Annotated in this window: 19 protein-coding genes and 1 other RNA gene; 13 read left to right on the top strand and 7 right to left on the bottom strand. The window is 53.6% G+C overall.

What is annotated here, in order from left to right; translation table 11 throughout:
* Window positions 1–2 precede the first annotated feature (2 nt).
* Window positions 3–809 carry a uroporphyrinogen-III synthase gene (locus PCI15_RS21420; protein ID WP_271271931.1) on the bottom strand — a complete coding sequence of 269 codons (807 nt, stop codon included), beginning with the start codon at window positions 807–809 and terminating at the stop codon, window positions 3–5.
* Window positions 802–1743 (bottom strand): hydroxymethylbilane synthase, encoded by a 942-nt coding sequence (gene hemC / locus PCI15_RS21415; RefSeq protein ID WP_271271930.1) that lies wholly within the window; start codon window positions 1741–1743, stop codon window positions 802–804. Before hemC ends, PCI15_RS21420 begins: the two co-directional genes overlap by 8 nt.
* A 298-nt stretch (window positions 1744–2041) precedes the next feature.
* On the opposite strand from hemC, the gene argH reads away from it, so the two are divergent.
* Window positions 2042–3436: an argininosuccinate lyase gene (gene argH / locus PCI15_RS21410; protein WP_271271929.1), complete on the top strand. Its 1395-nt coding sequence runs from the start codon at window positions 2042–2044 to the stop codon at window positions 3434–3436.
* Between the two features lie 314 nt (window positions 3437–3750).
* A complete protein-coding gene (locus tag PCI15_RS21405; RefSeq protein WP_271271928.1) occupies window positions 3751–5730 on the top strand; it encodes a methyl-accepting chemotaxis protein in 1980 nt (659 codons plus the stop codon).
* A gap of 92 nt (window positions 5731–5822) precedes the next feature.
* On the opposite strand, the gene PCI15_RS21400 is transcribed toward PCI15_RS21405, so the two are convergent.
* Window positions 5823–6335: a glycine cleavage system transcriptional repressor gene (locus PCI15_RS21400; protein ID WP_205659870.1), complete on the bottom strand. Its 513-nt coding sequence runs from the start codon at window positions 6333–6335 to the stop codon at window positions 5823–5825.
* Between the two features lie 159 nt (window positions 6336–6494).
* Between PCI15_RS21400 and PCI15_RS21395 the strand changes: the two genes are divergently transcribed.
* Both PCI15_RS21395 and PCI15_RS21390 read left to right on the top strand, forming a co-directional pair.
* Entirely contained in the window at window positions 6495–7418 is a 924-nt protein-coding gene (locus PCI15_RS21395) for an AEC family transporter (RefSeq protein ID WP_336296720.1), read from the top strand.
* A gap of 170 nt (window positions 7419–7588) precedes the next feature.
* The gene (locus tag PCI15_RS21390) at window positions 7589–7714 is read left to right on the top strand and encodes a hypothetical protein (RefSeq protein WP_271271926.1); all 126 of its coding nucleotides are present in this window, start codon (window positions 7589–7591) and stop codon (window positions 7712–7714) included.
* Window positions 7715–7833: 119 nt separating this feature from the next.
* Here PCI15_RS21390 and PCI15_RS21385 read toward each other — a convergent pair whose 3' ends face one another.
* The 4 genes from PCI15_RS21385 to PCI15_RS21370 form a co-directional block, all read right to left on the bottom strand.
* Complete coding sequence (locus tag PCI15_RS21385; RefSeq protein WP_271271925.1) at window positions 7834–8445, bottom strand: 5-formyltetrahydrofolate cyclo-ligase; 612 nt, start codon at window positions 8443–8445, stop codon at window positions 7834–7836.
* A 10-nt stretch (window positions 8446–8455) separates the two neighbouring features.
* Window positions 8456–8634: non-coding RNA, 6S RNA (gene ssrS / locus PCI15_RS21380), on the bottom strand.
* 108 nt (window positions 8635–8742) lie between these two features.
* Window positions 8743–9042, bottom strand: a complete 300-nt coding sequence (locus tag PCI15_RS21375; RefSeq protein WP_271271924.1) for a cell division protein ZapA — start codon at window positions 9040–9042, stop codon at window positions 8743–8745.
* Window positions 9039–9248, bottom strand: a complete 210-nt coding sequence (locus tag PCI15_RS21370; RefSeq protein WP_271271923.1) for a TIGR02449 family protein — start codon at window positions 9246–9248, stop codon at window positions 9039–9041. The genes PCI15_RS21375 and PCI15_RS21370 overlap by 4 nt, the downstream gene beginning before the upstream one ends.
* A gap of 318 nt (window positions 9249–9566) precedes the next feature.
* On the opposite strand from PCI15_RS21370, the gene PCI15_RS21365 reads away from it, so the two are divergent.
* From PCI15_RS21365 to PCI15_RS21325, 9 genes are all read left to right on the top strand, one after another.
* Complete coding sequence (locus PCI15_RS21365) at window positions 9567–10169, top strand: UPF0149 family protein (RefSeq protein WP_271271922.1); 603 nt, start codon at window positions 9567–9569, stop codon at window positions 10167–10169.
* A gap of 83 nt (window positions 10170–10252) precedes the next feature.
* Entirely contained in the window at window positions 10253–11584 is a 1332-nt protein-coding gene (pepP, locus tag PCI15_RS21360) for a Xaa-Pro aminopeptidase (protein WP_336296719.1), read from the top strand.
* Window positions 11584–12867, top strand: coding sequence for a 2-octaprenyl-6-methoxyphenyl hydroxylase (gene ubiH, locus PCI15_RS21355; RefSeq protein WP_271271921.1), 1284 nt, complete (start codon window positions 11584–11586; stop codon window positions 12865–12867). The genes pepP and ubiH overlap by 1 nt, the downstream gene beginning before the upstream one ends.
* Window positions 12868–12876: 9 nt before the next feature.
* On the top strand, window positions 12877–14157 hold the full coding sequence (locus PCI15_RS21350) for an FAD-dependent monooxygenase (RefSeq protein ID WP_271271920.1): 1281 nt from the start codon (window positions 12877–12879) through the stop codon (window positions 14155–14157).
* Between the two features lie 303 nt (window positions 14158–14460).
* Entirely contained in the window at window positions 14461–14853 is a 393-nt protein-coding gene (gene gcvH, locus PCI15_RS21345; protein ID WP_271271919.1) for a glycine cleavage system protein GcvH, read from the top strand.
* A gap of 121 nt (window positions 14854–14974) precedes the next feature.
* A complete protein-coding gene (locus PCI15_RS21340; RefSeq protein ID WP_271271918.1) occupies window positions 14975–16162 on the top strand; it encodes a class I SAM-dependent rRNA methyltransferase in 1188 nt (395 codons plus the stop codon).
* Between the two features lie 27 nt (window positions 16163–16189).
* Window positions 16190–17227, top strand: a complete 1038-nt coding sequence (locus tag PCI15_RS21335; RefSeq protein WP_271271917.1) for an NADP(H)-dependent aldo-keto reductase — start codon at window positions 16190–16192, stop codon at window positions 17225–17227.
* Between the two features lie 149 nt (window positions 17228–17376).
* On the top strand, window positions 17377–18327 hold the full coding sequence (locus PCI15_RS21330) for a LuxR C-terminal-related transcriptional regulator (protein WP_271271916.1): 951 nt from the start codon (window positions 17377–17379) through the stop codon (window positions 18325–18327).
* Window positions 18328–18453: 126 nt separating this feature from the next.
* Window positions 18454–19371, top strand: a complete 918-nt coding sequence (locus tag PCI15_RS21325) for an MBL fold metallo-hydrolase (protein WP_271271915.1) — start codon at window positions 18454–18456, stop codon at window positions 19369–19371.
* The last annotated feature ends 39 nt before the right edge of the window (window positions 19372–19410 follow it).

The raw sequence follows: 19410 nt of genomic DNA, 5'->3' as shown, positions 1-19410 counted from the left end.
TGTTATTCTTCCACGTCGATCGTCGCGATTAGTGCCTGAACCATAGCCTGGCTGTCGGCTCCCTGAGCAATATAAACTTTTGTGCAGCCCAGTTCTGTAGCTAATTTGGCTACCCTGGCGCTGGGAACCAGCAGGCGGGTTGAAAGTATCTGACCCCGTTGCTGTGAGTTATGTTCCTGAGAGGGCCCCAGCAGGCTGAAAAAATTCTCCAGTGCCTCACCGCTGGTGATGAGAACGGCATCCAGAGAACTGTAAATAGTACTGTTGATCTGCTGCGAGGTATAGTCCGGACAGCTGCGTCGGTACAGTTCGGCGTATTCTGTGCGTGCACCTCTGGCCTGAAGTGTTTCAGCCAGTAATGTCCGTCCACCTTCGCCACGCATAATAAGTATGCGCTGTTCGGCGATGTTTTGCAGACTCGTGTCGGTCAACAGTGCTTCTGAATCTGTACCGGCGGGGTTTACACGGGCAGTGATGCCGTATTCAGCCAGTGTGTCGGCGGTTTTCTGGCCGATAGCGTGCCAGGTAATGCCAATCGGCAACTGAGGCCAGTAGCTATCAACCAGATCACCGGCAAAGCGCGCGGCATTCGGGCTGACAACAATGATCTGCTGAAACAGATCCAGATCCAGTATGTGTTGTTTCAGTAACGGATAGCCGTGATCGGTATCGGTTACCGGAGTAATTTCTAACAGGGGTAAGCAGACAGGAGTTGCACCCTGCAGTTGCAGCTGGCTGCATATATCCGTGCTCTGGTGTTCCGGCCGGGTGACCAGAACACGCAAACCCTGTAACGCGGAGTTAGCCATTTTCCCGGTAAACTTCCGCCAGAATTCTATCCGCACCGGCAGCCAGCAAACGTTCTGCCAGCTCAATACCTGCCTGTTCTGCGCCGGCAGATGTCGTGGTGATTTCGTCGCGCAGTACTTCACTGCCGTCGGTGCTGGCTACCAGACCGCGCAAATAGAGTTCATCACTGCTGTCATCCAGTGTCGCGTAGCAGGCGATCGGTACCTGACAGCCACCTTCAAGGCGGCGGTTCATTGCCCGCTCAGCAGTCACCCGGCTGGCCGTGTGCGCGTCATGCAGCGGTGCCAGCAGCGCTTTGGTAACGTCATCATCGCTGCGGCACTCAATGCCCACTGCGCCCTGGCCACCGGCAGGTAAACTTTCTTCCGGGGTAATTTCACAGGCAATCCGGTCAGCCATTTCCAGACGCAGTAAACCGGCGGTTGCCAGAATGATCGCGTCGTACTGGCCTTCGTCCAGTTTGCGCAGACGGGTGTTGACGTTGCCGCGCAGGGTTTTAATCACCAGATCCGGGCGGCGTTCACGCAGCTGGGCTTCGCGACGCAGTGATGACGTGCCCACGACAGCGCCCTGTGGCAGTTCATCAATGTTTTTGTAGTTGTTGGATACAAAGGCATCGGTAGGTTTTTCCCGCGGGCAGATCACGGCCAGTTCCAGGCCTTCCGGGAATTCCATTGGCACGTCTTTCATTGAGTGCACCGCGATGTCAGCTTCGTTAGCCAGCATGGCCACTTCGAGCTCTTTAACAAACAGGCCCTTGCCGCCAATTTTTGACAGCGGTGAATCCAGCAGTACGTCACCTTTGGTCGTAAACCCCAGTAACTCAACCTGAATGCCGGGGTGGTGGCGTTCCAGTTCAGCTTTTACATATTCAGCCTGCCACAGAGCAAGCGGGCTTTGACGGGTAGCAATACGTATAACGGGAGTGGTCATGAACATATCCTGGAAGGCTGTCGTAAAGGGCTGGAGCCCGTACGGAATAAAAAAACTGATTTTATCAGAATCAGCGGAGCTAAAGCAGCCTCTATTGCACCGCAGGATATGATCTTCATCAGGCTTTTTTCCATTCCGGGGGAGGTCTGTGTCGCTGTGGGCAGATTTGCCCGGGATTTATCGGGAATGGTTAAGAAAATATCCGGCCGGATGTGTCGGGTATGGGCGAGTAATGTATAATGCAGGCCCTTAATTCAGGATGAACATCAGGTAGCTGGTGTTGAGTATAGAGGTAAGTATGAGCGAAGAAAAAACCAACCAGCAATGGGGCGGCCGATTCAACGAACCGACGGATGCATTTGTAGCCCGTTTTACTGCGTCGGTTGAATTCGATCAGCGTATGTACCGTCAGGATATTCAGGGCTCTGTGGCCCACGCGAAGATGCTGACCAAGGTTGGCGTACTTACCGAGGCTGAATGTAACGATATTCTCAATGGCCTGGCTGAAATTCAGCAGGACATCGAATCCGGAAACTTCGAATGGTCGGTTGAGCTGGAAGATGTACACATGAACATCGAAGCCGCCCTGACCAAAAAGATCGGTATTACCGGTAAGAAATTACACACTGGCCGTTCCCGTAACGATCAGGTAGCGACGGATATCCGTCTCTATGTTCGTGATGAGATTGATCTGGTGCTGGCGGAAATCAACCGTCTGCAACAGGGCATTATCGGTCTGGCCCGTCAGGAAGCGGCAACCGTAATGCCTGGTTTTACTCACCTGCAGACTGCACAGCCGGTTACGTTTGGTCACCACCTGATGGCCTGGTTCGAAATGATGAGCCGGGATTATGAGCGGTTTGCCGACTGCCGTAAGCGGGTGAACATTCTGCCGCTGGGCGCTGCTGCACTGGCCGGTACGACGTATCCAATCGACCGCCAGATGACCACTGAGCTGCTGGGCTTTACGGCACCGACTGAAAACTCGCTGGATTCCGTATCCGACCGTGATTTTGCAATTGAATTCTGTGCCGCCTCCAGCGTACTGATGATGCACCTGTCACGCTTCTCTGAAGAGCTGGTGCTGTGGGCATCTGCGCAGTTTGATTTCATCAACCTGCCAGACCGTTTCTGCACCGGTTCGTCCATCATGCCACAGAAGAAGAACCCGGACGTGCCTGAGCTGGTTCGCGGTAAGAGTGGCCGGGTCTATGGTCACCTGATGTCTCTGCTGACGCTGATGAAGTCTCAGCCGCTGGCATACAACAAAGACAACCAGGAAGATAAAGAACCTCTGTTTGATGCCATTGATACCGTGAAAGGCAGCCTGCGGGCGTTCGCTGACATGGTACCGGCGATTGAAGCCAAGCATGACAACATGCGTGAAGCGGCGCTGCGCGGTTTCTCTACGGCGACCGATCTGGCCGATTATGTCGTGCGTAAAGGCATCCCGTTCCGTGATGCTCACGAGATCGTGGGTAAAGCCGTTGCTTACGGTATTGAGTGCGGTAAAGATCTGGGCGAAATGAGCCTGGCTGAACTGCAGCAGTTCTCGGATGAGATCAGCGAAGACGTATTTGACGTGCTGACACTGGACGGTTCTGTCAGTGCCCGTGATCATATCGGTGGCACTGCGCCGAATCAGGTACGACTGGCCTGTGACCGTGCCGAGCAGATGCTGGCTCAGCGTTAAGCACCTGCATCACCTTTAAAAACCGGCGCTGAGCAATCAGCGCCGGTTTTTTTATGCCTGTTGTCTGGGGTGTTTCTGACGCACGTATTGTTCGGACTATAGACTTTTGTTTAGGGTGCCGCTGCCCATCCTGAGTAAATGATGTCTGTTGCTGACTGTTTATCTGTCTTAATCTGTCGTTAAGGTCGTTTTCAGACGATTTTGGCAAATACGCAAAATACATCAATCACATGAATAAAAAGAGCTCCGCATCAGCAGGAGCCGACACGCAGTTAGCTGCATCTGGCAGTTAATGTATCTTCGGAGGTTTTGGGATGAACGTCAGGATCACCCATAAAATTGCTGCCAGCTACGTGCTGATGGTCGTTTTTATTATAGTTGTGGGCAGTGGTGGGTTTCTTGCCAGCCGCTCGATTTCACAAGAATTCTTCAATGTCACTGATAATGTCATTCCTAATTTGTCGGGCAGTTACCGGCAGATGATTTACCTTCAGGAAGCTAACGAAGCTTTATTTACCGCGCTGGGGCAGACCGACGGTGAAGGTCTGGAGCGTGAGCGTGAAGTCTTTACCCAAAGCATCGATAAATTTAATGCCGAACAGGCAGCGCTGTTCAGTCAGGTTGCTGACCAGCCGGAACTGACCGCCGCGTTAACTGAGGTTCAGGCGCTGAGCCAGACGTTTAATGATGAAGCACTGACCGTGATGGATGATCATGCCGAAAGCCTGATTGCCCGCCGTAAGGCTGTCGAGGCCGATATTACCTTCCAGAGCCAGGGAGATGCCCTGAACGCCTGGGTGCAGCGTTTTGCCATTGCCCGTAAGGGTAAGCCCGCCGGTAAGCTGGTACAGAAAATCAGTAAAGCACTGGGCGTTCACCGCTTCCAACTGGTGGCGTTCAAGCGCTCTCAGGATATCAAACAGCTTGATGAAGCACTGGCGGCCAGTAATGGCACATTGCGTAAAGCCTATGATGATCTGTTCAAAGCAGACAAGCTGGCCCGCGGTGTGAAGGTGACCCTGAATCAGGTTGAAGCGCAGCTGTACGGTGAGGAAGGCCTCGTTGCCCTGTATCGTCAGAAGTTGGCGGCTGATCAGGTGCTGGCGGACCATATGCAGGCTCTGCGGGCAATTCTGGCTGAAACCCAGACCGCAGTGAATACCTATATCGATACCACCTACCAGTCGGCTATGGATGCCCGCGATGCCGAAGAAAAAGCAGTTGCCCTCAGCAATACGCTGATCATTGCGCTGTCTATCGGTGCTGCAATCTTTGCCGCGGTCATTGGCGCGTGGATCATGAAGACCATTAACGTGCCGTTGTCTGCCATTAAAGCGAGCCTGCACAGGGTGAAAGAAGGCGACCTGCAGGTTCAGTTTGATGACCAGCGCCGGGATGAGTTTGGCGAACTGAGTCTGGATCTGAATGCGGTGGTGGCAAGTTTGCGGGATATTCTGCAACAGATTTCAGAAGGTTCCCAGAAACTGTCAGATGTGGCGCAGCAAAACGCAGCGATCAGCCAGCAAACGACCCATGCTATGTCTGAACAGAGCGAGCAGCTGGAGCAAACCTCATCGGCGGCGGTGCAGATGGAGCACAGTGTGGAAGAGGTGGCTAATCATAGTCAGACGACTCTGACAGCCGTGAAAGAATTTGAAAAACTAAGTGTTGACGTTAACCAGCAGATGAACAATACACTGACCAGCATTGAGACCCAGGCAGAAGGCATTGATCAGGCAATGACGGTCAGTAATGAGATGTCTGCCTTCGGTGAGCAGATTGCCTCGATTCTTGACTCCATACAGGGCATTGCGAACAAAACTAACCTGCTGGCCCTGAACGCCGCTATTGAGGCCGCCAGAGCCGGTGAGCAGGGGCGCGGTTTTGCCGTGGTTGCCGATGAAGTGCGGGCGCTGGCCGGTCAGACACGCCACTCTGTTATGGATATTCAGACCATGGTCGAGAATATGCAGAACAGCATTCTGCGGGTGGGCGAAGTCATGAACGACAGCTATGACAAAACACAGGACTGCGTGGCAAACGCCAACCGTTCTCAGGATGTGCTCAGAGCGATGAATGATGCGGTCGCGCATATCCGTGAACTGAATGCCCATATTGAAGAAGCCGCAGCGCAGCAGTCCAGTGCGGTTGCTCAGGTGAGCCAGACGCTGGTGAGTATCAGTGAAGCGGCCGGTGAAACGGCGCAGGGTGCGGAGCTGGCATCCGGCAGCAGCACCGAGTTACTGGACTTTGCCAAGCAGCAGCAGGGCCTGATTCAGCGTTTCAGTATCTGACGCGCTGAACCCTGTCGGGAACCCTGCCAGAAACGAAAACAGCCCGCATGATGCGGGCTGTTATGGTTATGCATGCCCGAAGGGCACCGTGATCAGTTCAGGTTGAGGTCAACCATCAGATCGTTGGCGATGTCTTCCAGTGCATTCTGCAGATCATCCAGTTCAACGGATGTTGGCACCCGCAGAGAGGCTTCTGCTTTAAACAGCTCTTCAGCAGACATAGAACCGCTGACCAGCTCGGTGCTCAGGCTTTCTACATTGATCTTCAGAGAGTTAAGCGCGTGGGAAATTTCACGTACAATGCCCGGCTTATCGTGACCGATCAGTTCAATGGTGACGTGCTGATAGGTTTCTTCCGGTGCAGCGTCTTTACTGGCGGTGACGTTGACGTTTAAACCCTGAGACTGCAGATCGTTCAGCGCTGCTGTCAGTGCTTCACTGTGGTCCTGCGGAACTTCAATGATAAGAATACCGGCAAACTGGCCTGCCAGGCGGGACATGCTACTTTCCTGCCAGTTACCCTGGTGATTGGCGATGGTTTCGGACAACAGTTCAACTAAGCCGGGTTTGTCCTGTGCGATAACGGTTAAGACTAATGAAGTCATAGTCCTTTGCTCCTGTGTTATTACTACTTGGCGGTTAACCAATGTCTGGTGTCACGGGTGTGCCAGGCCCGCAAGCAACCTTAAGACAGCAAGATTGATACGTAATGTTGTTATGCACTCCAACATCAGAACATCTTTATTAAGGATAGTTACCCTGTAATGAAAGACATTCTTATTGCTCTCTGGCCCGTATTTATTTTGTTATTACTGGGATACACAGCGAAGCATAGCCAATTCTTACACAAGGCGTTCTGGGAAGCAGCAGAAAAAGCGACCTATTTTGTCCTTTTCCCTGTCCTTTTGGTTTATAAATTGTCGCAGGCGGACTTTTCCGGGGTTGATTTTGTCGATATCACCGGGCCGATGCTGGTGCTGACGCTGCTGTTCACTGCCGTACTGGCCGCAATACAAAGGCTGATCGGATTTGACTGGCCGGTGTTCAGTTCGCTGTATCAGGGAACGGTCCGGTTTAATACCTATGTGGGCTTCGCGGTGATTGCCAGTGTGCAGGGGGATGCAGGCGTCGCCATACTGGCGGTCTTGCTGGCGGTGATGATTCCCGCAGTGAATATTTTATCCGTGAGTGTGTTTGCGCTGGGCGGTGAAAATGTGTCCTGGCGGGGCGTGGGCAGCAACCTGCTGAGGAATCCGTTAATAATTGCCTGCGCACTGGGATTATTTTTGAACCTTAGCGGGTTTGGGTTGCCCACATTACTGGTATCCGTTGCAGATTTACTCTCAGCAATGGCATTACCGCTGGGCGTGCTCTGTGTCGGGGCCGGTTTGCAGCTCAGGCGTCTGAAAGTGACATCCACTGCACTGATGCTGAGTTGTCTGCTGAAGCTGTTACTGATGCCGCTGACAATGCTGGGGCTGGTCTGGTGGCTTGCTGAAGATACGGTTGTAGCAATAACCCTTATTATTTTCAGTGCCTTACCAACAGCGCCTTCTGCTTATATCCTGTCGCGACAGCTGGGTGGCGACAGCGAAGTGATGGCCGGGATTATATCCATACAGACCGTAATGGCATGTTTGAGTTTGCCAGTTATTTTAATGATTTGTACCGAAATACTCCTAAAATGAATTAGAAAACACGTCTAACTTACTAAAGTTATTATTTTTTTCTAATTATTGGTATAAACTTGCCGATATATATTGGGTAATTGCAGGGAAAAGCTTGCAAAAAAAACTCGTTATGGAAGACTTACCCGCTATTTTTTTGAGTGCCGAAAGTAAGAGAGGGCAAAAATACCATGAAGAAAGGGCCAGATATAATGGTGATTCTGGTTGCGGTATTTGTACTGGGAACCGTAATTACGGGTGTAACCAACAGCGATATCGAACTGGTTTCAGTGGTTAGTCAGGTATTCAGCGGCTAAACACAACCACCTTTCCTGATTGAGATAACCGGACCGGTTATCGGATCATGCCGGGGCTGTATCAGACAGCAGGCCGGCACTCCTTCCCCTAAAAAACACAGGCAGCACAGAGAATATCTCTATTTACTGCTGTAAAACGCCTGATCTGAAGCAATGCCTTCCAGTGGAATATCCCAGCTGGCAATTTCCAGTTTTTCAACCTTTTGCAGATCGTGGGCCAGACCAATCATCTTGGTACCGCCACCCTGGCGCCATTTTTGTTTGAACGAGAAAGTCCGGTCGTAATACCCGCCGCCCATGCCTAAACGGCCACCCTGCGGGTCAAAGGCCACCAGTGGCAGTAACACCAGATCCATCGCCCATGCAGGACGCCGTGGCTGTTTTACTTCAGCAGGCTCAAGGATCTTATATTTGTTGTTGTGCAGCCGGGTACGGCGGGTATAAGGCATAAACCATAAACGGTTATGTTTTACCGGGTGCAGAATAGGCAAATAACAGTTTTTACCCAGTGACCAGCACAGATCAATAATTGGCTTGGCATCGATTTCGCCGTCGCTGGCAAGGTAAATTGCAACGTTTTTACTTTTCTTGAAAGCAGGTAAACGGCGGATAGTGCGCAACAGGCCCTGAGCGGCTTGTTTATGTTGCTGTTCGGAAAGGCCTCGGCGCTTGCGACGCATATCACGGCGCAGGTTCTGGCGGTAATCGGCAGAAGATACAGACTGGTTCATACGTGAATATGACTCCCCAGGGCAATAGCGTTGGTTGTGGCCCTGAACCCGAAGGTTCAAGGTGGTAGCCTCTGAATAACATTAGGCTTTCCGTCATGCGGACATGCACACCCGTTAATCGAGAAGCTTCCTAAAGTGTGTTTATCGGCTCAAGGGACGTAACCAATCGACCGAGAAACCCTGGGGAGCTGCGAGCCATTATACTCCTGCATAACTGAATGTCAGGACTTGAAAAAAACTATTTCTGTGTTATTTACAGTGAGTTTTTTTCAGCTGTTGAGCAAGCAGCTGTCGGGGTTAATCCTGCTGTTTGGCGGCATCCAGAGTGGCCTGGATACGATCACTTAAGCGTTTGATATTATCACCCAGATTTTCCGGCTGTTGTTGTCTGAAAGCGATATATTCATGTGAAATATTCAGCGCCGCCATGATGGCAATACGCTCCATACCGATAATTTTGCCGGAAGACTTAATTTCCTGCAGTTTGCTGTTCAGGTGAGCAGCGGCTTGCTGTAATTCAGCTTCGGCTTCTTCCGGACAGGCTATCACGTACTCTTTGTCGAGTAGCTTTACCGCGATATTTTTAGCTTTACTCATGCTTCCTGTTCCAGTGATTTCAGGCGGGTGATCATCGCATCAACCCGTTTGCGGGTGTCGTTATGTAACTGCTGCAAACGGTTACGCTCTTCTTTCAGCTGCGTTTCCGACCGGTACAGGCGACGGTTTTCCAGTTCCAGACGCTGACAGTACTGGATCAGTTGCTCGACTTGGCTCTCAAGGGTGCGCAGATCTTGCTCGCTCATAACGGTTACCGGAGGTAAAAGGCTCTTGTTTAACATAGCTTTAAAGGCGAATGCAATGCAGGAAGGAAATTCACCGCCTCCCCGGGTTGTCCGCATAGAGAATGCTACCTGTTAATGCTAGGATGTAGAACATCTTCGCAACAGATTTCCTGTCATTTTGCATAGCCGGTTTGGGGTCAGGCATTCAGCTGCTTTCAGCGGTGCTGTCCGGGCTGAACAAACACTGTCCGTAACGGGCTATCTCACTGTTTCTTCAGGATTCTGTCGCGGTATTTTATTTTTACAGCGGGGCTGCCCGCCGCCTGACCGAGAATACTTATGAGCGTCGAAAATTCTCCTGAAGATTTTATTCCTGAATATTACGAAATTGCCGATGTGCTGGTGGCCGAAGACAGCATGTCGGTATCTGCAGCAGAAGTGCATGGTCTGCTGTGCGGATATCTCACCGCCGGTGCTGACTTTACCCAGGAGCGCTGGATGTTTGCCGCGCTGGAAATGATGGACGTCAGCAGCCTGAAGCATGAAAGCTCCCGGATTGCGCTGGTTGATCTGTACGAAGGCGTACTCAGTCAGATGAATAACCCGGATTTTACCTTCCGCCTGTTGCTGCCGGATGACGACCTCTCCCTGAATGAACGGGTGACGGCGCTGGGCAGCTGGTGTCAGGGCTTTCTGGTGGGGTTTGGTCTCAACGGTGCGCATACGGACAGCAGCCTGACCGATGATCAGCTGGAAGCGTTACGTGATCTGGAACAGATCTCCTGGGTCGAGCTGGATCAGGATGAAGACGACGAAGAAAACGAAAACGGCCTGATGGAATTGCAGGAATATGTGCGCATGGCGACACTGATGTTCTTCAGTGAATCCCATCCGGTGGAAAACAGTGGTGACACTGACCCGGAACAGCCGGTACTGCACTGAACCAGGGAATTTAAGGGCAACCGGCTATTCAGACGGTTGCTGATGCCGGATAATCAGCATACTGATGACTGCCGAGGCGAACCATGACCCGTATGACCTCTATACCTCTGAATGAGTTTAATGAACGCCGTCAGCGTTTACTGAACAGCCTGCCTGCCGGCGCGATCGCGCTGGTACCGGCAGCCACCATGCAACCGCGTAACTCCGACGTTGAATATCCCTTCCGGCAGGACAGCGATTTTTATTACCTGACCGGGTTTGATGAGCCGGACGCGCTGCTGGTACTGCTGCCGGGTGAAACGCCGCAAAGCATTCTGTTCTGCAGAGAGCGGGATAAAACCATGGAAATCTGGCACGGTTACCGTCTGGGGCCTGAACGGGCTGTGGCGGAACTGGGGGTGGATAAAGCCTTTGCCAATGACGAGCTGGATCAGCAGTTACCGGAACTGATGCTGGGGCGGGATCAGATTGTGTACGCCGCCGATAAAACCGGCCTGGAAACGCAAATCCGGCAGTGGCGCGACAGCCTGAAAATGGCCAAGCGTCAGGGTAAACAGGTGCCCACCGGTACCCAGCAACTGGATGGCCTGCTACATGAAATGCGGCTGTTCAAATCGGCGAATGAGATTGCGGTCATGCGTGAAGCGGGCCGGATTTCTGCCGGCGCACACGCCAAGGCCATGCAACACTGCCAGCCGGGCGTCACTGAATATCAGCTGGAAGCGCGGCTGAATTTCCACTTTGCCATGAATGGTTGCCGGCAACCGGCGTACCCGGCGATTGTCGGTGGCGGTGAGAATGCCTGTGTACTGCACTATGTTGAAAACAGTGAAGTATTGAAAGACGGTGATCTGGTACTGATAGACGCCGGTGCCGAGCTGGACTATTACGCCAGCGACATCACGCGTACCTTCCCTGTATCCGGCCGCTTCAGTCCGGAACAGAAAGCCCTGTACGAACTGGTGCTCAAAGCGCAGCTGGCCTGCATTGACATGATTAAGCCCGGCGTACTCTGGCAGGACCCGCACGATCTGTCGGTTGAAATACTGGTGGATGGGCTGATCGAACTGGGCATTCTTAAGGGCGAGCGGGAAGAACTGATTAAAACCGAAGCCTACCGGGAATTTTATATGCACCGCCTTGGCCACTGGCTGGGGATGGATGTACATGACGTGGGCGATTACAAATTGTCCGGCGAGTGGCGGCCGCTGCAGCCGGGCATGGTGCTGACGGTTGAGCCGGGGCTGTATATTGCACCGGATAATACCGACGTGGACGCCCGCTGGCGGGGTATAGGCATCCGCATTGAAGACGATGTGGTCGTAACGGAAGACGGCTGTGAAGTGCTGTCTGCCGGTGTCCCCAAGCACGTAGATGACATCGAAACCCTGATGGCAGCACAGGCAGATAACTGATGAACAGCCACTACGACATTGTCATCGTCGGTGGCGGAATGGTCGGTGCCAGTCTGGCGGCGGCTCTGATTCAGGCCAGCCAGACACTGGGTCTGAAAATTGCCATCATCGAGGCCCACGCCTTACCTGAATCGGCCGTTGAAGGGTATCAGCCAAGTTACGATGCCCGCTCCACGGCGCTGGCCTACGGCAGCCGGGTTATTTACGAGCGTATGGGGCTGTGGGATACCCTGCAGACCCATCTGGCGGCGATCAGCGATATTCACGTCTCGGATCAGGGCCGTTTCGGTATGACCCGCCTGCATGCGGCCGATGAAAATGTACCGGCGCTGGGATACGTGGTAGAAAACCGCTGGCTGGGGCAGGTCTTGCTGAACCGCTTACAGGCAGATGACGTAACCAATATAGAATTTATTTGCCCGGCTACCGTGACTGACATTCAGCCGGCAGCAGAAAACATGCAACTGCAGCTGGAACATGCCGGTGAGAGCACGCAATTAACTGCGGAGCTGGTGGTCATGGCCGATGGTGGCCGCTCGCCACTACGCCAGAAAATGGGCATTGGCTATCAGCAGCAGGATTATCAACAACACGCCATCGTCACCAACCTGACGCCGGGTCAGCCCCATAACGGGATGGCTTATGAGCGATTCACCCGGAATGGCCCGATGGCGCTGTTACCGCTGGAAGATCAGAACGGTGAACCCCGGGTAGCGTTAGTCTGGACGGTACCGTCCGAACAGCTGGATGAAACACTGGCCCTGAGTGATGAAGACTTCATGGCCCGCCTGCACGACACCTTCGGCTACCGGCTGGGATATTTTCAGCGGGTGGGCGAGCGGCATCATTACCCTCTTAAACTGACCTTTGCGGAAGAACAGGTACGCAGCGGTCTGGTACTGCTGGGCAATGCCGCCCATGCATTACACCCGATTGCCGGGCAGGGCTATAACCTGGCCTTACGCGGTGCGGTACGGCTGGCGGAATACATCATTCAGACCAAACAGCAGGGGCAAGCGCTGGGGCAACTGGCAGACCTGCAGGCATTTCAGGAACAGGTGCGGGGCGATCAGCAGAAAACTGTGGGCTTCAGCGATCAGACCATGAAACTGTTCTCCAATAACCAGCCATTGCTGGCGCTGGGCCGCAGTGCCGGTTTACAGGTCATGGATACCTGCCCGTTACTGAAAACGGTATTTGCCCGCAGTGCGATGGGGCTGGATATCGCCGCGCCGGACTTGCAGGCACGACCGGCAGCACCTTCTGTAGCAGATAAAGCATAGAGGCCTTTTGTGAGCGAACATCAGCAACAGCATACAGAACAGGTAGATATCGCCATTGTCGGCGCCGGTATGGTGGGCATGACACTGGCATGCCTGCTGGCAGACAGCGGCCTGCGTGTAAGAGTGATTGAAGCCCGCGACAGCGACCGGCAAAGCCTGATTGATGCCGAGCAGCAACAGCGCAGTAACGATTTTGATAACCGGGTCAGCGCGTTAACCATTGCGTCGCAGCAGATCCTGAACCATGCAGCAGCCTGGCCGTTAATGCAGAACATGCGGGTTACGCCTTATACCCGTATGGACGTCTGGGACGGCGAAGGCAGCGGCAACATTCAGTTTAACAGCCATGAGCTGCAGGAAAGCTGTCTGGGGCATATTGTGGAAAACCGGGTCACCCTGGCGGCGCTGTATCAGGCCAGCCTGAACATGCCGGCCATTGAATGGCAATCCGGCAGCCGGCTGACCGGTCTGTCAGAGTGCGATACAGATACTCCGGACCCATCCCGTACCCTGAGTTTTGCCGATGGCTCTTCCCTGAGAGCCAGGCTGGTGATCGCCGCTGATGGGGCGATGTCCAACACCCGCCGTCTGGCGGACTTACCCATGTGGGAATGGGATTATGGCCACCATGCCATTGTGACCACCGTACACATCGCGGAAGGCCATCAGCATACCTGCTGGCAGCGCTTTACCGACGACGGTCCGCTGGCGTTTCTGCCGGTCTCCGGGGCAGACGATCAGCACGGCTCGATTGTCTGGTCCACCTCACCGGATCATGCCAAAGCGCTGATGGAACTGGATGATGACGCCTTCTGTCAGGCCCTTGAACGGGCCATTGAAGGCCGGCTGGGCACAGTCTCGGCACCGCAGCCGCGTATGTCGGTGCCCCTGCGCCAGCGCCATGCCAGCCGGTATGTGCAGGCCGGATTTGCCGCCATTGGTGATGCCGCGCACACCATACACCCATTGGCCGGGCAGGGCGTTAACCTTGGCTTGCTGGATGCCGCCGTACTGGCAGAAGTGATTCTTGATGCCCGGGCCAATGGCGAAAGCTGGCAGAGCGATTACGTTCTGCACCGTTATCAGCGCCAGCGGCAGGGGGAAAACCTCAAAATGGCGGCCTCAATGGAAGGCTTTAAGCGGCTGTTTGCCACCGATGCTGCTGTACCGCGCCTGCTGAGGAATATCGGCATGAGCCTGATGAATCAGGCCCCGATGGTGAAGAACCATATTGTTCAGCAAGCCATGGGCCTGAGCGGGAATTTGCCACGGTTTGCCCGGCGCAGCTGATTTCTTCGGCAGACAGTTATGTTATCTGGTCGCCGGGACAGGTAGAATGGCCGCCTCTGAAACAGTGCATAAATATAGTCTGGAATGATCTGAGGCAAGGGCGCTGTGGCACGAATTATTTATCCTGTCACTGGTCTGATGGGAGACAACTGGCCATCGTTATAAAGATGGTCTAGAAATAAATGATGTCCGGCTGTGTATGCAGTCAGATATCCGCAATTAAGTATGTACAGCGTTTGACGTTGTGGTGCCTTTTCAGTGTCGGAAAGGGCCGGTTTTTAACTTTCATTTAGGAACAGAGAAATGAGTGATATCCCTAGCGAATTAAAGTATGTGTCCAGCCACGAGTGGATTCGTCATGAGGGCGATGGGGTGGTCACTATCGGTGTTACCGATCACGCGCAGGAGCTGCTGGGTGATGTGGTATTTGTGGAGCTGCCTGAAGTAGGTTCAGAGTTTGCCATTGGCGATGACATGGGTGTGGTTGAGTCTGTTAAGGCCGCATCTGATATTTACGCTCCGCTGTCCGGTGAAGTGATTGCTGTTAACGAAGGCCTGGAAGATGAGCCTGAACAGGTCAACAGCGACCCGTACGGTGACGGCTGGTTCTTCCAGCTGCGGGTTAGCGCTGAAGAAGAACTGGAAGGTCTGCTGGACGCAGAAGCTTACGCTGAACTGTGTGAATCTGAAGAGTAATTCAGAAGCCGCAGTTCTGAGCCTCGCCTGATGGCGGGGCTTTGTTGTTTATACGGTATTGCATATACCGTGAAAGGTGGCCGGAAAACCCCGGTTGCTGTTATCTGAGAGTGGAAAAATTTTGCAAGTATTACGATTAAACAGTGGCGCAGATAAACGTCTGCGCGGTGGCCATGTCTGGATCTACAGCAACGAGGTAAATACCAAGGCAACGCCGCTGAAACAGTTCGCTGCCGGTGAACAGGTGGTGGTTGAAACCGCCAACGGAAAAGCACTGGGCATTGCATATGTAAACCCGAACACCCTGATCTGCGCCCGGCTGATCAGCCGTTCTGTGAAGCAGACCATGGATCAGTCGCTGCTGGTGCACCGCCTGAAGGTTGCGCTTTCGCTGCGTGAAGCCTGCTTCGATCAGCCGTGTTACCGGCTGGTGTTTGGCGACAGTGACGGCCTTTCCGGGTTAGTGATCGATCGCTATTTCGATATTTTTGTCGTGCAGATCTCCACCGCCGGTATGGAAGCGCTGAAAGATGAAATTCTTGCCGCGCTGCTGAAAGTCTTCAAACCGCAGGGCGTTCTGTTCCGCAACGACGGTAAGATGCGCGACATGGAAGGCCTGGAAAGCTACGTTGAAACCGTTTACGGCGAAGTACCGGACATGGCACCGCTGATGGAAAACGGCGTACCGCTGGTGGCGCCTGTTAAGGCTGGCCAGAAGACCGGCTGGTTCTACGACCACCGTCTGAACCGCGCCCGTATGCAACAGCACGTAGCCGGTAAAAAAGTACTCGACCTGTTCAGCTACGTGGGTGGCTGGGGCGTACAGGCACTGGCGGCCGGTGCTGACCATGTAACCTGTCTGGATGCCTCTGAATTTGCGCTGGACGTGGCGGAAGAAAACGCCCGCATCAACGAAGCGGCAGACCGCTTTACCACCATGCAGGGCGATGCATTCGACGGCTGCAAGATGCTGCTGGAAGAAGGCGAAAAGTTCGATGTAGTGATCCTTGATCCGCCGGCGTTTATTCAGAAGCGTAAAGATATCCGCAACGGTGAACAGGCATACCGCCGCATGAACCAACTGGCAATGCGTCTGGTTGCCAAGAACGGCATTCTGGTTTCTGCATCCTGCTCCATGCACCTGCAGCGTGACCGTCTGGTGGATATGATCCGCTCAGAAAGCCGCGCGCTGGACCGTCAGGCACAGATCTTTGATCAGGGCCATCAGGGCGGCGACCACCCGGTACATCCGGCAATTCCGGAAACCGATTACCTGAAGTCATATTTCGTTCGTCTGCTGCCGGTATAACCGCAGCCGTAACAAAGAGGAAACGCCATGCGCTATAACCTGTTGGGTGACAGTGATCTGAACGTCAGCCGGGTATGTCTGGGCACCATGACATACTCACAGGACAACACCGAAGCAGAAGCCTTTGCCCAACTGGATTATGCCTTTGAGCGTGGCGTTAACTTTGTCGATACTGCGGAAATCTACCCCGCACCGGTGAATGAAAGCCTGCAGGGTCAGACTGAAGTCATCATCGGCCGCTGGATGCAGCAACGGGGTAACCGGGATAAAGTCATACTGGCTACTAAAGTGGCCGGCCCGGCGGAAATGACCCGCTTTATGCGCCCGGATATCCACTTTGATGAAGCCAATATCCGTGCAGCCGTTGAAGGCAGTCTGGAACGCTTACAGACCGACTACATCGACCTGTATCAGCTGCACTGGCCCGACAGAGCCACTAACTTCTTCGGCCAGTTGAACTACACCCACGCGCCGCAGCACGACGGCACCGCCATGCTGGACACCCTGAAAGTGCTTAAAGCGCTGGTGGATGAAGGCAAGATCCGTTACATCGGCCTGTCGAATGAAACCCCGTGGGGCGTCATGAGCTTTGTGAAGTACGCTGAAATACTCGGCCTGCCGAAAGTGGTCAGCGTGCAGAACCCGTACAGCCTGCTGAACCGTTCCGATGAAGTGGGGCTGACGGAAGTATTGCTGCGGGAAAACGTGCCTATGCTGCCGTACTCGCCGCTGGGCTTTGGTGTGCTGTCCGGTAAATATCTGGATGACCAGTGGCCGGAAGGCGCCCGCCTGACCCTCTATAAACAGTTTGGCCGCTATATTCAGCCGGCAGGTGTGGCCGCTACCCGCGACTACGTGAGCCTGGCCCGGCAACATGGCTGGAACCCGGCGCAAATGGCGCTGGCCTATGTGGACAGCCGTGACTTTGTTGCCAGTACCATTATCGGTGCCACGCAAATGCCACAGCTGGAAGCCAATATTGATGCCTTTGAAATGCAACTGTCTGCAGAACTTTCAGAACAGCTGGAAGTGCTCGGGAAACTGCATTCCAACCCCTGCCCGTAAGCCGCGGATTAACCTCTGAGTCACCATCTTATGAAACCCGGTTTTGCCGGGTTTCTTTCTAAATACGGCATTGCTTAGTAGTATGTGAGCAGCTGTGCCGCTTCAGCACGCTATAAAAACCTATAAAAATAACAGCAGAGGTTTTTGTAATGTCGCAGGTAAAACCTGAAATTCCCGCCCCGATGCTGGCCCGCTGGCAGCGTCTGGTAGACCTGATGGGGCGTATCACCGATACCCCCGCTGCTCTGATCACCCGGATCAAACCCCGGGATATCGAAATGCTGGTGAGCAGTGATACCGCCGGCAATCCTTACTGTGCCCACGAAGAAAGTCCGCGTAACTGCGGGCTTTACTGTGACCGGGTGATCGATACCCGTGAACCCCTGCTGGTCACCGACGCACAGCTGGATAAAGAATGGCGGGATAACCCGGACATGGTACTGGGGCTGTCATTTTATCTGGGCTACCCGCTGAGCTGGCCCGACGGCGAACCCTTTGGCACCCTGTGTGTACTGGACGTGCGGCATAACCTGCAGGCGCAACAATACAAAGGGCTGTTGGAAGAATTCCAGTTGCTGGTAAACGGCGACCTGCAGTTTCTGTTCCGCCAGCAACAGCAGCGCACCGAGCAGCAGATACTGGAACAGGCCTTACAGCAACAGCGCTTTGAAGTGCGTGCCCGGGCGAACGATCTGGAAGAAATTAACACCGCCATGCGGGTGCTGCTGAATCAGCGGGAACAGGATAAGCAAGCGCTGGAAACAGAGATCTACGCCAGTATCGAGCACCTGTTACAGCCCTGGTTACGTAAGCTGGAAAGCAGCGGCTTAACGGTGGAACAGCAGGAATATCTCGGCCGTATCCGCGAACAGTTAGGGGCGGTGCGGCACCCGAAGAATACCTCACTGGCCCGGCTAACCCCCACAGAGCAGCAGGTTGCCGTGGCGATTGGCAACGGTTTATCCAGCAAGGCTATTGCGCAGCAGATGCATCTGGAAAAAAGTACCATCGACTTCCACCGCCGTAATATCCGCGAAAAGCTGGGGCTGGCCCGTTCAAGCGTGACCCTCAAGCAATATTTGCTGGCAGCCAGCCAGTAAAAAATAGGGGGATGCCCCCTTATTTATCACCTATTTTCCCCTGCTTCTAAGGGGGAATGAATTATTCAATGATGGTGGTTCCTGCGTCAGGCAATTCGGCCTGACGTGCGGTAGCAGGAGACAATCATGAATAAAAACAACAAACTGATCCGATATTTTGCCCCCGCGTTACTGGCGTGCAGCCTGGCCGGCGGTGTTCAGGCGGAGTCCCGTTCGTGGACATTCACCGAGAACAATAACAAGGTTATTGAAGCCCAGAAAAACGGCGGAGACCCGTCGAAGCCCGGTGATGTCACCATCGACTTCTTTGGCCATATGGCATTTCGTATCACCTCTCCGGACGGCCTGAAGATAATGATCGACCCGTGGCGTAATGACCCGTCCGGTTACTGGGGCGTCTGGTTCCCGGAAGAATTCCCGGAAGTGCCCGTCGATCTGGTGTTATCCACCCACGCACACTTTGACCACGACGCCGTATACCGCCCCCATGCCATTCAGGTGCTGGAACGGCTATCCGGTGAATATAAGCTGGGCGACGTAAAAGTCACCGGGCTGGCAGACAAGCACATGTGTGCGTCCAAAGGCTGGTATAAGTGGACCGAAGCCGATGAAGAATTCGGTCAGGACTTCTGCGCCAAAGAAAACTTCCTGCACATGGACAACTATATTCAGGTGATCGAAACCGGCGGCATTAAAATTGCCCACTGGGGTGACAACCGGCCAATCCCTGCAGACCATGTGGAAGACGTACTGAAAACGGTCGATGTACTGATCATGAACATCGACGGCTCCCAGCATATTCTCAGCTATGAAGACGTAGACACCGCGCTGGAGCGTTACCAACCGAAAGTGGTTATCCCCGGCCATTACTACACCAAAGGTGCCAGCAGCGTGCTGACAACCCTGAGCTCTGCCGACGAATGGGTCGATGCCCAGCCGAATGTGGATAAACTGGAAAGCTCTCGCCTGGTTCTGAATCCGGACAAGATTAAAGACATGAATGAGCAAGTGATGTATTTCGGGATGAATCACACCAAAGAGTAAAGTTATACAGAATATCTGTGGATAAAGCTGTGCAGATAC

The organism is Aliamphritea hakodatensis (assembly GCF_024347195.1).
GTDB lineage: Bacteria > Pseudomonadota > Gammaproteobacteria > Pseudomonadales > Balneatricaceae > Amphritea > Amphritea hakodatensis.
Note: the sequence above shows the minus strand (reverse complement) of the source record. Positions and strands in the feature narration are given on the sequence as shown.

Coding starts and splice junctions, on each gene's coding strand:
- PCI15_RS21420 (WP_271271931.1), bottom strand. CDS start 809: ATGGCTAACTCCGCGTTACAGGGTTTGCGTGTTCTGGTCACCCGGCCG.
- hemC (WP_271271930.1), bottom strand. CDS start 1,743: ATGACCACTCCCGTTATACGTATTGCTACCCGTCAAAGCCCGCTTGCT.
- argH (WP_271271929.1), top strand. CDS start 2,042: ATGAGCGAAGAAAAAACCAACCAGCAATGGGGCGGCCGATTCAACGAA.
- PCI15_RS21405 (WP_271271928.1), top strand. CDS start 3,751: ATGAACGTCAGGATCACCCATAAAATTGCTGCCAGCTACGTGCTGATG.
- PCI15_RS21400 (WP_205659870.1), bottom strand. CDS start 6,335: ATGACTTCATTAGTCTTAACCGTTATCGCACAGGACAAACCCGGCTTA.
- PCI15_RS21395 (WP_336296720.1), top strand. CDS start 6,495: ATGAAAGACATTCTTATTGCTCTCTGGCCCGTATTTATTTTGTTATTA.
- PCI15_RS21390 (WP_271271926.1), top strand. CDS start 7,589: ATGAAGAAAGGGCCAGATATAATGGTGATTCTGGTTGCGGTATTTGTA.
- PCI15_RS21385 (WP_271271925.1), bottom strand. CDS start 8,445: ATGAACCAGTCTGTATCTTCTGCCGATTACCGCCAGAACCTGCGCCGT.
- PCI15_RS21375 (WP_271271924.1), bottom strand. CDS start 9,042: ATGAGTAAAGCTAAAAATATCGCGGTAAAGCTACTCGACAAAGAGTAC.
- PCI15_RS21370 (WP_271271923.1), bottom strand. CDS start 9,248: ATGAGCGAGCAAGATCTGCGCACCCTTGAGAGCCAAGTCGAGCAACTG.
- PCI15_RS21365 (WP_271271922.1), top strand. CDS start 9,567: ATGAGCGTCGAAAATTCTCCTGAAGATTTTATTCCTGAATATTACGAA.
- pepP (WP_336296719.1), top strand. CDS start 10,253: ATGACCCGTATGACCTCTATACCTCTGAATGAGTTTAATGAACGCCGT.
- ubiH (WP_271271921.1), top strand. CDS start 11,584: ATGAACAGCCACTACGACATTGTCATCGTCGGTGGCGGAATGGTCGGT.
- gcvH (WP_271271919.1), top strand. CDS start 14,461: ATGAGTGATATCCCTAGCGAATTAAAGTATGTGTCCAGCCACGAGTGG.
- PCI15_RS21335 (WP_271271917.1), top strand. CDS start 16,190: ATGCGCTATAACCTGTTGGGTGACAGTGATCTGAACGTCAGCCGGGTA.
- PCI15_RS21330 (WP_271271916.1), top strand. CDS start 17,377: ATGTCGCAGGTAAAACCTGAAATTCCCGCCCCGATGCTGGCCCGCTGG.
- PCI15_RS21325 (WP_271271915.1), top strand. CDS start 18,454: ATGAATAAAAACAACAAACTGATCCGATATTTTGCCCCCGCGTTACTG.